A 13,290-nucleotide genomic window follows, 5' to 3' on the forward strand; every position below is an offset into this window, starting at 1 on the left:
CAGGCCGTCGCGGCACCACCCCGCCGCCGACCCCTGTCCCGCACACCCATCCGAACCAGAGAGATCGAGGAACACCCGTGACCGTGACGGAACACGTCCGCCCCACCGCGGCGCCGGAGACCGCAGCCCAGGTCCTCTCCGCCGAACAGCGGTACGCCGACGAGCTGGCCTTCCTGGCCGCGTACGACGACGGCGCCCGGCCGCCGGGCTGGGCGCTGACCCCGCGCGCCGTGGTCACCTTCATCCGGGGCAGCGACGGCGAGGCGTTGAAGCTGCCCGCCGAACGGCGCACCGGTCCGGACGGCACCGAACTGCCGGCCAGCATGACCATCCCGCCGAAGTTCGTCGGTGAGCGGAGCCTGGTCGAGCGGTGCGTGGTCACCCTGGCCGGTGAGCGGGGCCTGCTGCTGGTCGGCGAGCCCGGTACCGCCAAGTCCATGCTGTCCGAGCTGCTGGCCGCCGCGGTCTGCGGCACCAGCGCGCTGACCGTGCAGGGCACCGCCGGCACCACCGAGGACGCCTTCCGGTACGGCTGGAACTACGCCCTGCTGCTCGCCCAGGGCCCGACCCCGCAGGCGCTGGTCGACTCGCCGGTGCTGACCGCGATGCGCACCGGCCGGGTGGTCCGGATCGAGGAGGTCACCCGCTGCCTGCCCGAGGTGCAGGACGCGCTGGTGTCCATCCTGTCCGACCGGCGGATGAACGTGCCGGAGCTGGCCGGCACCGAGGACGGCCTGATCCGCGCCGTGCCCGGGTTCACCGTGATCGCCACCGCCAACCTGCGGGACCGGGGCGTGTCGGAGATGTCCTCGGCCCTCAAGCGCCGGTTCAACTTCGAGACCGTCCACCCGATCTCGGACGCGGACACCGAGACCGACCTGGTCCGCCGGCAGGCCACCGCCGCCGTGCAGCGCGCCGGCGCGGCGTACACGGTGGACGACGCGGTGCTGGACGCCCTGGTCACCGTCTTCCGCGACCTGCGTACCGGCCGGTCGGGCGAGGGCTGGGACGTGGAACGGCCCGGCACGGTGATGTCCACCGCCGAGGCGGTGCAGGTGGCGGCGTCGCTCGGCCTGGCCGCCGCGTACCTGCCCGGCGGGGACGCGCTCGACCTGGTGCCCGGGCACCTGCTCGGCGTGGTCCGCAAGGACGACCAGAACGACCACGCCCGGCTGCTCGGCTACTGGGACGGCCCGGTCCGCCGCCGCGCCGAGGACGGCTCGGCGATGTGGCGCCGGCTCTGGGACCTGCGGGAGAGCCTGCGGTGACGACCCTCTCCAGCACGTCGACCGGTGCGGCGCCGCCGACCGCCGCCCCGGTGGCGGCCGGCCCGTCGACGGTCGACCCGACGACGGCCGACCCGCGAGCCGTGGTCGACGCGCTCGCCGGTTCGGTCCGGCCGTACCTGATCGGGGTGCGGCATCACAGCCCGGCCCTCGCGGCGGTGGTTCCGGCACTGCTGGACGCCGCCGGCGCCGAGGTGGTCTGCATCGAGCTGCCGGCCGACTTCCAGCGCTGGCTGCCGTACCTGTCCGACCCGGCCGCCCGGGCCCCGCTGGCCCTGGTCGGCAGCCACGGCACGGACGGGCCGATGGGCTTCTACCCGTTCGCCGACTTCTCCCCGGAACTGGCCGCGATCCGTTGGGCCCGGCAGCGCGGCGTCGAGGTGGTCTGCTGCGACCTGCCGCTGGCCGACCCCGGCTGGACCGCCGACACCACCGACCCGGCCACCGACTCCGGCCCGACCGCCGGTACCGCGCCGACCGCCGATCCCGACCCGGACGCCGGTGAGCCGGTGCCCGGCCTGCGCCGGTCCGGCTACGCCGTCGCACTCGGCGCCAGCGGCACCGGCCGGGACGGCGACGACCTGTGGGACCGGGTGGTCGAGGTACGTGCCCCGGGCTGCCCGCCCGAGGCGGTCCGCCGGGCCGCCCTCGGCGTCGGCTGGGCGATGCGTACCGACAGCGCCAGCGGCGACGGCGTACCGGCCCGGGACCTGGCCCGTGAGCGGCACATGCGCCGGGTGCTGGCCGAGGCCGGCGCAGCCGGCCGGCGGGTCGCCGCCGTCATCGGCGCCTTCCATGCCCCGGCCCTGCTCACCGCCCCGTCGGCCGATACCGACGCCGACGACGGCGCGGCCCGGACGGCCGGCACGGCCGGCGCCGCCCCGACGTCCGCCGTGGACGACGGCGGGGACCGGACGTCCCCGGTCGGCGGAGAAACGGTGTCGACCGCCGGTGTCGCCGCCGCGTCCACCCGGCCCGTCGTCGCCCCGACCGGTCCGGTCCGGTCCGTGCCGACCCGACCCGGGTCGGCCACCACCAACGGCGGCGGCACGGCGATCACCTCGCTGGTGCCGTACGCGTTCGACCTGCTCGACTCCCGGTCCGGCTACCCGGCCGGGATCCGCGACCCGCGCTGGCAGCAGTCCGTCTTCACCGCTGGCGGCGACCCGGAACGGATCCGGGCCGCCGCCGCCCGGGCGGTCACCGACCTGTGCCGGGAACTCCGCTCGGCCGGGCACACCGCTGGTACCGGCGAGGCCGCCGAGACGGTGCGGCTGGCCGGCGACCTGGCCCGGCTGCGGGACCTGCCCGCCCCCGGCCGGGGCGAGGTGCTGGAGGCGGTGACCACCGTGCTCGGTCAGGGTGAACTGCTCGGCCGCGGCCGGGCGCTGGCGAAGGCGCTGGAGACCGTGCTGGTCGGTGCCGAGCGGGGCCGGGTCGCCCCCGGTACGCCGCGGTCCGGGCTCGGCCCCGCGGTCGAGGCGGAACTCACCGCGCTACGGATGCCCAACCCGGACAGCCCGAAGTCCCGCGAGGTGCGGCTGGACCCGCTGCGCACCGAGCTGGACGGGCGGCGGGAGATCCTGCTGCAACGCCTCCAGGTCTGCGGCGTCGGCTACGGCGAGCCGATCGCGGTGTCCGGCACCGGCGACGGTGCCGCCCTGACCACCCGCTGGCAACTGGCCTGGACGCCGTCCGTGGCGGCCCGGCTGGACCTGGTCGGCGTACGCGGGGTGACCGCGGCGCTGGCCGCGGCCGGCACCCTGCGGGAGCGGTTCCGCCGGGAGGCCGCCGACGGCGGCCCCACCGCCGCGCAGCTGCTCACCGGGCTACGCGACGCCGCCCGGTGCGACCTGCCCGAACTGGTCACGGATCGGCTCGAACTGGCCGCCGCGGTGCTGCCGGGCACCGGCACGCTGCCCGAGCTGCTGGCCGCGCTGGACCTGCTGGAGGCGCTGCGCCGGGAACACCTGCCCGGCACCACCGCCGACGGTCGGGCCCGGGCGGCCGAGCTGGCCGTCGTGCTGCTGGACGCGGCGGTCCGCGGGCTGCCCGGCCTGGCCGGCAGCGACGCCGCAGCCGATGCCGCCGCGCTGGTGGACCTCGCGGTCCGGGCCGGCGAGGACCGGATCGGCCTGCGCCTGGACGAGGCTCTCGGCTACCTGGCCCGGGCCGGTTCGTCGCTGATCCAGGGTGCCGCCCTGGCCGCCCGGGTGCTGCTCGACCTGACCGACCTGGAGACCCTGGGCACGCGGGTGGCCGGCTGGATCGACGCGGCGACCGGGCCGGACACCCGTCGACACCTGCACCGGCTGCTCGGTGGTCTGCTCACCGCGGCGCATCCGCTGCTGCAGTCCGCCCCGGCCGCGCTGGACCCGCTGCTGGAGCGGATCGAGCGGCTCACCGACACCGAGTTCCTGGACCGGCTTCCGGCGCTGCGTGGCGGGTTCGACGTGCTCACCCCGGCGGCCCGGGAGCGGCTGCTGCACACCGTCGCCGAACGGCTGGGCGACCGGCTCGATCTGGCCCTGTCCGCCGCGCCCGAGCTGCTGGCCCGCTGGGCCGCCGCCGACGCGGCCGGCCGGGCCGCCCTGGTCGCCCGCGACATCCCGATCCCGGGCACGCCGACCGGCGCCGCCGACGTCGAAGCCGGGCCGGGCACGGTGACCGGCTCCGCCGACCTCGAACCCGGGGCGGGCACGCCGGCCGCCTGGCTCACCGCCACGGACCGGTGGCGGCTGCTGCTCGGCCGCCAACCCGACCGGTTGCCGACGGACGCCCGCCGCTACGCCCGCGCCCTGGACGAGCTGTACGGGGCGGGTCAGGGCGAGGGCGCCACCGACCTCGGCCAGGCGGCCGGCGGCGGCCAGGAGGCCTCCTTCCCGACCGCCCGCGAGTGGGCCGACGAACTCGAGGCGCTGTTCGGCACCGCGGTACGCGAGGAGGTCATCGCCCGGGCGGCCGAGAGCGGCCGTACCGACGTGCTCACCGAACTCGACCCGGCCGCGGTACGCCCCTCGATGGAGCTGCTGACCTCGGTGCTGTCGCTGGCCGGTGGCCTGCCCGAGGGGCAGTTGGCCAAGCTACGGCCACTGGTCCGGCGGCTGGTGGAGGAGCTGACGAAGCAGTTGGCCACTCAGGTGCGTCCGGCGCTGACCGGGCTGACCAACCCGCGTCCGTCCCGCCGTCCCGGCGGCCGGATCAACCTCGCCCGTACGCTGCGGGCGAACCTGGCGCACACCCAGCGGCTCGGCGACGGCCGGACGGTGGTGGTGCCGGAACGCCCGGTCTTCAACACCCGGACCCGCAAGGAGGCCGACTGGCGGCTGGTGCTGGTGGTCGACGTGTCCGGCTCGATGGAGGCGTCGGTGGTGTGGTCGGCGTTGACCGCCGCCGTGCTGGCCGGGGTGCCCACCCTGTCCACCCACTTCCTCGCCTTCTCCACCGAGGTGGTCGACCTGACCGACCGGGTCGACGACCCGCTGTCGCTGCTGCTGGAGGTGCGCGTCGGTGGCGGTACGCACATCGCCGCCGGGCTGGCCCACGCCCGCTCGCTGGTGACCGTGCCGAGCCGCACCATCGTCGCGGTGGTCAGCGACTTCGAGGAGGGCTACCCGCTGGCCGGGCTGCTCGGTGAGGTCCGGACGCTGGCCAGTTCCGGCGTGCATCTGCTCGGCTGTGCCGCGCTGAACGACAGGGGAGTGCCCTGCTACTCGGTACCGGTCGCCGAGCAGCTCGTCGCGGCGGGGATGCCGGTCGCCGCTCTCAGCCCGCTCGAACTCGCCCGCTGGGTGGGCGACCGTGTACGCGGAGGATCACGTTGACGGACCGCACATCCACCGCCGTGGACACCGACCGGCTGCCGCCGGTGCTGCCGGGGGTCGCCGCCGCGGCGGTGGCGGCCCTGCCGCCCCGGCTGCACAAGCGGCTGGACGCCACTGTCGAACGGCTGGCCGGTGTACCGGTCGGCCGGGTCGACGGCGGCGTGTCGGTCGACTGCGGCGCCGAGGCCCTGGTCACCCTGACGCCCGGACCGACCGGCGCGGTCACCGACCCGCACCAGGCAAGGTGCAGCTGCCTGCTGTCGCCCCGCTGCCTGCACCGGACCGCGGTCCTGGTCGCCTGCCCGGTCGCGGACCCGGCCACCCACCCCGATCCGGTGTCCGCCACCGCCGCGTCGTCCACGTCGGACGACGTCGGCGCGGCCACCGGGCGTGCCGGGAGGGCCGGGCGTACCGGAAAAGCGGATGGCGCGGCCGCCGGTCGTGCCGGACGGAGCGCGGCACCGACGAAGGCGCAACGGGCCGCCGCCGGCGCGCTGTGGCGGGCAGCCGCCGCGGTGCTCGCGGCCGGTGTCCCGGCCGCCGGCGCGGTCCCGCAGGCCGAACTGCTGCGGGCCGCCCACAGCGCCCGGCTGGCCGGCCTGCCGCGGGCCGAGAGCGCCGCGCTGCGCGCGGTACGTGGCCTGCGCGCGCACCGGGGACGACAGACCGGCCACCGTCTGGCGGAGCTGGTCGAGGTGCTGCACGACCTGCTGTACGTGGCCGGTCGGCTGGCCGCCGGCGATCCCGACCCGGCACTGGTCGGCATCCTCCGGCGGGCCTACCAGCCGGACGGCACGCTGGAGGTGTACGGCGTCTGCCGGGAACCGGTGATCAGCGCGACCGGGTACGCCGGGGTGGTCACCCACCTGGTCGCCGCCGACGGGCGCCAGCTCTCCTTCGGCGACGTGAAGCCGGGCGGCCCGGACCGGGCGCAGGACTGCGCCCGGGCGGTCACCGAGATGGGCGCGGTCGCGGTCAACCACGCGGTGCTGGCTCGCGGCGGCCTGCGGATCACCGGCACCACCGTCTCCCCGGACGGCCGGCTCGGTGCCGGCAAGGGGGTCCGAGCCACCCCGATCACCGGGACCGACTGGTCCACCGGGCCCCTGGCGGAACTGTTCGCCCGCCCGCTCGCCGAGGTGGTGACCGCTCAACTCGCCGCCGACGATCCGGAGGACCCGGCCCGGGCCGGGACCGCGCTGGTCGGCTGTGACCTGATGGTGGTCGGTGCCGCCGGTGACCAGGTGCTGGCCCGGGAGCTGGCCCCCGCCACCGACGCCGGACCGGACCGCGCGCCGGTGCCGGACGGGCCGGTGATCCGGCTGGTGCCGGTCAACTCCCACCCGGTGCTGGCCCACGTGGCGAATCTGCGGCGGCTCGCCTCCAGGCCGGGCCTGCGGATCCGGGTGGTCGGCCGGCTGGACCCGGACCGGGCCAGCACGCTGCACCCGCTCGCGGTCGGCCCGGTGCCCGGTGCCGCCACGACGCTGCGGCTGCCGGCGGACTGGCACGGCCGGGCGGACCTCGGCTACGACCAGATCCAGGGCGGCCACCTGCCGCCGCGCGACCCGGCCGCGATGACCGAACCGGTTCTCGCCGTCGGTGCCGACGCGGTTGCGGAGTCCCCGCTGTGGCGGGTCCGCCGGTTGGTGGAGCTGGCCGTCTCCGGCGGTCGCCGCGCCGTCGGCGAGGCGGCCCGCGGCGAGGGCGCCGGGCTGGCCGGTCCGCTGCGCCGCGCCGGCTTCACCACCGCCGCCGCGGTGGCCGCCGCGCTCGCCGATGAGTCCGACCGGCGCGGCCGGGACGCGTTCGGCCGGCTCACCGATCCCGACCCGGACCGGTACGCCTGGGCCTGGCTCGCCGCGACCGCCCACCTCGCCGCCACCGAGCGGGAGCTGATCCGGTCCTCCTGGATCGGCCCACCGGTTGGCTGACCTGCCGGAATCCGGGGGCGATCGCGCTCCCGGGCCGGTGGGTGGCAGGCCAGGTGATGGCGAAATCTGACCCGGACCGCCTGCGCCTCGGCGCCCGCCCGAACCCTGGGCGGGCGCCGAGGCTCGGCGAAAGGCGGCAGGTCCAGCCCCTCGTCGCCGAGGGCAACAAACATCCGGGTTCGGATCCGGCTCAGTACCACCGGCGGCTGGCCGGGCAGGGAGGGCGAAGCGACGCCCCAGCCCTTGGCGGCCAGGCCCGCGGCGAGCACGGGTGGCAGCGCGGCGATACGCGCGAACAGCTGTTCCCGCAGCTCGACCGGCGCGTTGTCGCTGCGCCGCTGCTGCGGAATCTGACTGCTCACCGTCGGGCGGGCCCCACAGGCGGCGGGAGTTGGCCGCCGGGCGGCCTTGTCGACGTCCTCGGAGACGGCGTCGGGCGGACCCGGTCGGCGAGGAATGCCAAGCGTTCCCGCAGCCAACCGGCTACGGTCGCCAGCGCCGGCGCGGCGATGCCGTGTCCGACCGGATCGCGGCGGGCGAGGGTCGCGGCACCGGCCTCGGAGAGCAGGTAGTTCCAGGTACGGTCGAGCAGTTCCCGTGGGATGACGCTGTCCTGCTCGCCCTGGGCCACGACGACGGGCACACCGGCCAGCCGGGCGGGCGTGGTCGGGACGCCGGCGTCGAACGGCAGCGTCCCGTACAGGATCGCGGCTCCGGCGTAGCGGCCCGGATCGTCGAGCAGCAGCCCACCGGCGAACGCGGCCCCGCCACTGAACCCGATCAGCACCACCGGCCGGCCCGCGGGAGCGACACCGTCGAGCCAGTCGCGGAACCAGTCCATCGTCGCGCGCAACGACTCGGCGACCGGCCGCCCGATGCCGCGGTTGGCGAACCACGCGTACCCGCCGCCCTCGGCGATCGGCGCCCGCACCGCCGCGTACGTGGGGCCCACGGGCAGGTGGTCGGCCAGGCGAAGGATCTCCCGCTCGTGCGAGCCACGGCCATGCAGCAGCACCACCAGCGGGGCATCCGCGTCGGTGCTGCCCGCGGTGGCCACGACCGGCGGCGCGAACGTCTGCATCGCGCTCATCGCCGCACCTTCGTCCGCGCGGGCGCCGTGGCGTCAACCGGGCCTGGCAGCAGCCGGCCCGCCGTGCCGACGCCGCTCCAGCGTCGCACCTTCGCCAACAGGTCGGGGTGCTCGACGGGCGCCGCGTTGGGGCTGACGCTCATGCTGCGCCGCCCACCGGCCCGACCAGCTTCCAGCCGGTCTGCCAGTTCCACCCGTTACGGGCGTTGAGCGAGATGTTCAGCAGTGCCATCTCCTCCAGCGACCGGGCCATCCGCAGCCCGCCCGCGTCGATCACCCGGTAGCCCAGGGAGGAGGCCAGCTCGGCGACCGTGTCCTTGGCGGCACCGTCGTCGCCGGCGATGAAGGCGTCCAGGGGCGCGCCGCTCTCCACCGGGTTGCTGTGGCGGCTCGCGAGGATGGTGTTGAAGGCCTTGACCACGGATGCCCCGGTCACCTGGGCCTGAAGCTGCTCCGCAGCCGAGACGCCGCCGGTGACCAGGTCGCTGTAGGTGTCGTTGAGCGGGTTCGTCACGTCGACGAGGACCTTGCCGGTCAGTGCCTCGCCCAGCTCGGTGGCGATGCCGGTGACGGCGGCGTGCGGGACGGCGAGCAGCACGAGATCTGCTCCCCGCACCGCCTCGGCGTTCGACGCGGCGGCGCTCGCACCGGCGCTGCCGGCCGCCTTCTGGGCGTGCTCGGCGCTGGTCGCCGCCATGACGACGTCGTGACCGGCGCGCACGGCGGCGGTCGCCACCGCCCCACCGACATTGCCGGCACCCAGGATCGCGATACGCATGTCCCACTCCTTCTCTGACCGATCAGATGTTGTCCACTCAACGACTGTACGACCGGCTATTTGATCCGTCAACATCTGTGGTGTAAGGTTTCTGGCATGGTGAAGAGCGCAGTCGACCACGGGCTGGTGACGACGTTCGGGCGGCTCGTGGAGGCGTACAGCGCGCTCGAGCGGCAGCTTGGCGAGGCGCTGGAGCGCGAGTGCGGCATCCCGCATACCTGGTTCGAGGCTATGCTGCGCATCGCCCGCTCGCCGGACAAACTGACGATGAGCGCCCTGGCGAGCCAGATCGCGCTCACCACGGGAGGGATGACCCGGCTCCTCGACCGGATGGTCACCGCCGGTCTCGTGGAACGCGTTCCCTGCCCTACCGATCGGCGGGTCAGCTTCGCCGCCCTCACCCCGGCCGGACGGCAGAAACTCGAGGAGGCGGCCAAGATTCACGTGCGCAACCTCGAGCGCGTCTTCGCCGACTACACCGGCGACGAGATCAAGACCCTGGACGACCTGCTCGACCGTCTCCTGCGGCGCGACCGCGAACGGCCGGCCCACGAGGCCGCACCGTGCCCCACGCCCGGCGACGCCGCAGCCCCGGCCGGCTGACCGACAATGCCCTGACCAGTCCCTTCGGCGGGGGGCCACTTCGGGGAGACCGAAGTGGCCCAGCCTCCGTTCTGTTCGACAGGCCGAGCGCAGTCCTGCGGGCGATCAGGACGTGGCGGGCTCCGGCAGCACGTAGACGCTTCCCTGGACGGTGAGGCGGACGTTGGTGCCCGAGGAGTAGTGGGTCGGCTGGCCGAGGATCCGTGCGGTGATCCGGGTGCCGTCGTCCAGTTGGACGTCGATGAGGGCGTCGTGGCCTTGGAACAGATGGTGGCGGACGGTCGCGGGTACCCCCGGTGCGTCGGCGTCGTTCAGCCGCAGCTGCTCCGGCCGGATCAGGACCGTGACGTCCCCGCGGTGTGGGCTGGAGAGCGGGAGGGTGCCGAGTCCGGTTTCCGCAGTCCCGCCGCTGGCGGTGGCCCTGAGGAGGTTGGCATCGCCGATGAAGGTCGCCACCCACGGGTCCGCCGGGCTGCGGTAGAGGTCGGACGGGCTGGCCTCCTGCCGCACCCTGCCGTCGTGCATGACGACGACCTGGTCGGCGATGGAAAGGGCTTCGGCCTGGTCGTGCGTGACGAGGACGGCGGTGGCGTCGTCGGCGTGGAGCGCGGCGCGCAGGTCGGCGCGTAGTTCCGTGCGGAGGCTGGCGTCGAGCGCGGTGAACGGTTCGTCGAGCAGGATCAGCGGTGGACGTGGTGCCAGGGCTCGGGCGACGGCCACCCGCTGCTGTTGCCCGCCGGACAGCTGGTGGGGCATCCGCTTGCCGTACCCGGCGAGACCGACGAGGCCGAGCACCTCCTCGACGCGGCCGCTGCGCCGGGCGGCGCGGTCGAGGCCGTAGCCGACGTTGCCGGCCACGTCCATGTGCGGGAAGAGCGCGCCGTCCTGGGCGACCACAGCGACCCGTCGCCGGTGTGGGGCGACGTGCAGGCCCGGCCCGGCCACCGGCGTGTCACCGACACGGACCTCCCCGCCGTCGAGGCGCTCGAACCCGGCGATGCAGCGCAGCAGCGTGGTCTTGCCGCAGCCGGACGGGCCGAGCACCGCGGTCAGGGTGCCGGCCGCCACGGTCAGGTCGGCCGCGCGGAGTGCGTGGACCGCCCCGTAGCTCTTGCTGGCGCCTCGGACGGTGAGTGTGGTCATGGTCGGTCTTTCGGGTTGAGGGTGCGCCGGGCCAGGATCAGGGCGGGGCCGGTGGACAGCAGCACCAGCAGCGCCGCGTACGGTGCCCCGCCGGCGTAGGCGGCCACGGAGGTGTGCGTCCACAGCTCGGTGGCCAGGGTGTCGGTGTCGGTGGGGCGTAGCAGCAGCGTCGCCGGTAGTTCCTTCATGCAGGTCAGGAACACCAGTGCCGCGCCGGCGCCGATTCCGGGCAGGGTGAGTGGCACGGTGACGGTCCGCAGCACTGTCAGCGGCCCGCGTCCCAGTGACCGTGCGGCCTCCTCGAGGCTTGGCGGGGCCTGGGCGGCGGCTGTCGCGACGGCACCGACGGCGAGGGGGAGGAAGAGGGCGGCGTAGGCCAGCGCCAGCAGCCAGGTGGTCTGGTAGAGCGGGTACGCCACCTGGATGCCGAAGAACACCAGGGACAGGCCGATCACCAGCCCGGGCAGCGCGTGCGTGAGGTAGGTGAGCCGGTCGATGAGGATGGCCAGCGGTCCGGGAGCGCGGGCCGACAGCAGGCCGATCGGCAGGGCGAGGAGCATTGTCAGGGCGGTGCCGAGCGCGGACACGGTGAGGGAGTTGCCGGCAGCCGTGGCGATGTCCGTCAGCGACCCGGGCCGGGAGACGCCCTCGCCCATCCAGTGCAGCAGCGCTGCGGTGGGCACCGCGAAGCTCCCGGCGGCGACGGCGAGCAGCGCGAGGACGGCCGGGATCCGCCACGCGCCGAGTGGCAGCACGGCGGCCGGGCGGCGTACCCCGCTGCCGATCTTGGCGTAGCGTGCGTCGCGCCGCCGGGTCGCGAGTTCGGCGCCGAGGATGAGCAGCGTGACGGCCACCAGGGCGGTCGAGAGCACGAGCGCGCCCGTCCGGTCGAAGCCGAGGTTGAACGAGGTGAAGACGGCGCTGGTGAAGGTCGTGACGCGCAGCATCGCGACCGCGCCGAAGTCCGACAGCACGTACAGCGCGACCAGGAGGCCACCGGCGACGAGCGCGGGGCGGATCTGGCGCAGCGTGACCCCGGTGAAGGTCTGCCACTGGTTGCGGCCCAGTGCCTGCGAAGCCTCCTCGACCGCGGGGTCGGTGCCGATCAGGGCGGCGGCGGTCGGCAGGTAGACGTACGGGTAGCAGCAGGACGTGAGCACGACGACGGCCGGCCAGAAACCGTAGAAGCCGTCCAGCATCGAGATCCAGCCGTAGCTGCCGACATAGGTGGGGATCGCCAGCGGTAGGGCCGCGAGCACCCCGAAGAACCGTCGGGCAGGCAGGTTCGTGCGGGTGACCAGCAGCGCGGCGCCGGCGCCGAGGATCAGGCAGGCGCCGGTGGTGACGGCGGTCAGGGCCAGGCTGGTCGCGGCCAGGCGCAGCATCTCGGTGGTGAACAGTTCGGCGCGTACCCGGTCCCAGCCCGCCTCGGCGGTGCGTACGCCGAGGTAGACCAGCGGGATGAGCGCGACCGCGACGGCGGCTGTCGCGGTCGCGAGCAGTGCCGGGCGGGGCGCCAGTCGATGCCAGCGGCGCCGCCACCGGTTGCGAGGGGAGGGCTGGGCGGGCGCGACCGGCTGCGCCCGCCCAGCCTGAGCGGTGGTGGTCAGGACGTCAGCCCCGAGGCCTGGATCATCTCGACCGACGCGGTTAGCGTGTCCAGATCGTTCAGGTCGATCTTCGGGGCGTGCAGGTCGGCCAGCGCGGGCAGGCCCGGGGCGGTCGGCACACCGGCGACCAGCGGGTACTCGAACGTCTTCGCCGCGAAGTAGGTCTGGCCCTCGGTGCCGAGCAGGTGGTCGACGAACGAGCGGACCTTGCTGTTTCCGGCGGAGCCGGACAGCACGCCGACGCCGGAGACGTTGAGCAGGCCCCCGGTGTCGCCGTCACGGAAGTAGTGAAGCTTCACCTTGAGCTGCTCCGGGCTGACCCCGAGTTCCTTGGCCTTCTCGAAGAGGTAGTAGTGGTTGACCAGGCCCGCGGCGAGCTTGCCGTCCTGAATCTCGCCGACGATCACGATGTTGTTGTCGCGGATCTGGGGGGAGTTGGCAGCGACGCCGGCCAGGAACTCGCGGGCCTTGTCGTCGCCGTGCTGCACCCGCAGAGCGGTGACGAACGACTGGAACGAGGCGTTGGTCGGGGCGACGCCGAGCTTGCCCTTCCACTTCGGGTCGGTCATCTCCAGCACGGTGGCCGGCAGGTCGGCCGGCTTGACCTGGTCGGCGTTGTACGCCAGGACCCGCAACCGGCCGGTGACCCCCACCCAGTGTCCGCTGCGCGACCGGTACGCCGCGGGAACCTTCTGCAACACCTCGTCGGGCAGCGCGGTCAGCAGTCCCGCCTTGCTCACGGCCCCCAGGGCCCCGGCGTCCTGCGAGAGGAACACGTCTGCCGGGGACTTGGCACCCTCCTCCTGCAACTGCGCGGCCATCTGCGCGGTCGTGCCGTAGCGCACATCGACGGTGATGCCCGTCTTCTTGGTGAACTCGTCGATCAGCGGCTGCACCAGCGACTGGGTGCGGCCGCTGTAGACCGTGATGTCCTTGTCCGGCTCGCCGCTGCACGCGGTGAGCCCGGTGGCGAGGGTGGCCGCGGCGACGAGTGCTGCCGCGGCGCGCAGGCTGAGCATGAA

The 13,290-nt window shown here is 74.8% G+C and carries 10 protein-coding genes; 4 read left to right on the forward strand and 6 right to left on the reverse strand.

The window, feature by feature from the left end; all coding sequences use genetic code 11:
• Positions 1-77: 77 nt before the first annotated feature.
• From ACGFZ2_RS02050 to ACGFZ2_RS02060, 3 genes are read left to right on the forward strand one after another with little or no spacing between them, the layout of a single operon-like run.
• Positions 78-1,268, forward strand: coding sequence for an AAA family ATPase (locus ACGFZ2_RS02050; protein WP_393449138.1), 1,191 nt, complete (start codon positions 78-80; stop codon positions 1,266-1,268).
• Positions 1,265-5,110, forward strand: a complete 3,846-nt coding sequence (locus tag ACGFZ2_RS02055) for a DUF5682 family protein (RefSeq protein ID WP_393449141.1) — start codon at positions 1,265-1,267, stop codon at positions 5,108-5,110. Before ACGFZ2_RS02050 ends, ACGFZ2_RS02055 begins: the two co-directional genes overlap by 4 nt.
• Positions 5,107-7,044: a hypothetical protein gene (locus tag ACGFZ2_RS02060; RefSeq protein ID WP_393449144.1), complete on the forward strand. Its 1,938-nt coding sequence runs from the start codon at positions 5,107-5,109 to the stop codon at positions 7,042-7,044. The genes ACGFZ2_RS02055 and ACGFZ2_RS02060 overlap by 4 nt, the downstream gene beginning before the upstream one ends.
• A gap of 358 nt (positions 7,045-7,402) precedes the next feature.
• Here ACGFZ2_RS02060 and ACGFZ2_RS02065 read toward each other — a convergent pair whose 3' ends face one another.
• The 3 genes from ACGFZ2_RS02065 to ACGFZ2_RS02075 are packed head-to-tail and all read right to left on the reverse strand — an operon-like array spanning position 7,403 to position 8,912.
• Entirely contained in the window at positions 7,403-8,134 is a 732-nt protein-coding gene (locus ACGFZ2_RS02065; RefSeq protein WP_393265781.1) for an alpha/beta hydrolase, read from the reverse strand.
• Positions 8,131-8,277, reverse strand: a complete 147-nt coding sequence (locus tag ACGFZ2_RS02070) for a hypothetical protein (protein WP_393449147.1) — start codon at positions 8,275-8,277, stop codon at positions 8,131-8,133. Before ACGFZ2_RS02070 ends, ACGFZ2_RS02065 begins: the two co-directional genes overlap by 4 nt.
• A complete protein-coding gene (locus tag ACGFZ2_RS02075; protein WP_393449150.1) occupies positions 8,274-8,912 on the reverse strand; it encodes an NADPH-dependent F420 reductase in 639 nt (212 codons plus the stop codon). Before ACGFZ2_RS02075 ends, ACGFZ2_RS02070 begins: the two co-directional genes overlap by 4 nt.
• Before the next feature lie 96 nt (positions 8,913-9,008).
• Between ACGFZ2_RS02075 and ACGFZ2_RS02080 the strand changes: the two genes are divergently transcribed.
• A complete protein-coding gene (locus tag ACGFZ2_RS02080) occupies positions 9,009-9,515 on the forward strand; it encodes a MarR family winged helix-turn-helix transcriptional regulator (RefSeq protein ID WP_393449153.1) in 507 nt (168 codons plus the stop codon).
• Positions 9,516-9,620: 105 nt separating this feature from the next.
• On the opposite strand, the gene ACGFZ2_RS02085 is transcribed toward ACGFZ2_RS02080, so the two are convergent.
• From ACGFZ2_RS02085 to ACGFZ2_RS02095, 3 genes are all read right to left on the reverse strand, one after another.
• Positions 9,621-10,658 (reverse strand): ABC transporter ATP-binding protein, encoded by a 1,038-nt coding sequence (locus ACGFZ2_RS02085; RefSeq protein ID WP_393449156.1) that lies wholly within the window; start codon positions 10,656-10,658, stop codon positions 9,621-9,623.
• Positions 10,655-12,178 (reverse strand): ABC transporter permease, encoded by a 1,524-nt coding sequence (locus ACGFZ2_RS02090; protein ID WP_393450198.1) that lies wholly within the window; start codon positions 12,176-12,178, stop codon positions 10,655-10,657. Before ACGFZ2_RS02090 ends, ACGFZ2_RS02085 begins: the two co-directional genes overlap by 4 nt.
• Positions 12,179-12,264: 86 nt before the next feature.
• Positions 12,265-13,287, reverse strand: coding sequence for an iron ABC transporter substrate-binding protein (locus ACGFZ2_RS02095; protein WP_393265793.1), 1,023 nt, complete (start codon positions 13,285-13,287; stop codon positions 12,265-12,267).
• Positions 13,288-13,290 lie beyond the last annotated feature (3 nt).

The organism is Micromonospora sp. NPDC048063, from assembly GCF_043202855.1.
Lineage (GTDB): Bacteria > Actinomycetota > Actinomycetes > Mycobacteriales > Micromonosporaceae > Micromonospora.

What these genes read in the sequence shown, in the direction of transcription:
- ACGFZ2_RS02095 (WP_393265793.1), bottom strand. Translation starts at nt 13,287, where the DNA reads ATGCTCAGCCTGCGCGCCGCGGCAGCACTCGTCGCCGCGGCCACCCTC.
- ACGFZ2_RS02065 (WP_393265781.1), bottom strand. Translation starts at nt 8,134, where the DNA reads ATGAGCGCGATGCAGACGTTCGCGCCGCCGGTCGTGGCCACCGCGGGC.
- ACGFZ2_RS02075 (WP_393449150.1), bottom strand. Translation starts at nt 8,912, where the DNA reads ATGCGTATCGCGATCCTGGGTGCCGGCAATGTCGGTGGGGCGGTGGCG.
- ACGFZ2_RS02070 (WP_393449147.1), bottom strand. Translation starts at nt 8,277, where the DNA reads ATGAGCGTCAGCCCCAACGCGGCGCCCGTCGAGCACCCCGACCTGTTG.
- ACGFZ2_RS02080 (WP_393449153.1), top strand. Translation starts at nt 9,009, where the DNA reads ATGGTGAAGAGCGCAGTCGACCACGGGCTGGTGACGACGTTCGGGCGG.
- ACGFZ2_RS02085 (WP_393449156.1), bottom strand. Translation starts at nt 10,658, where the DNA reads ATGACCACACTCACCGTCCGAGGCGCCAGCAAGAGCTACGGGGCGGTC.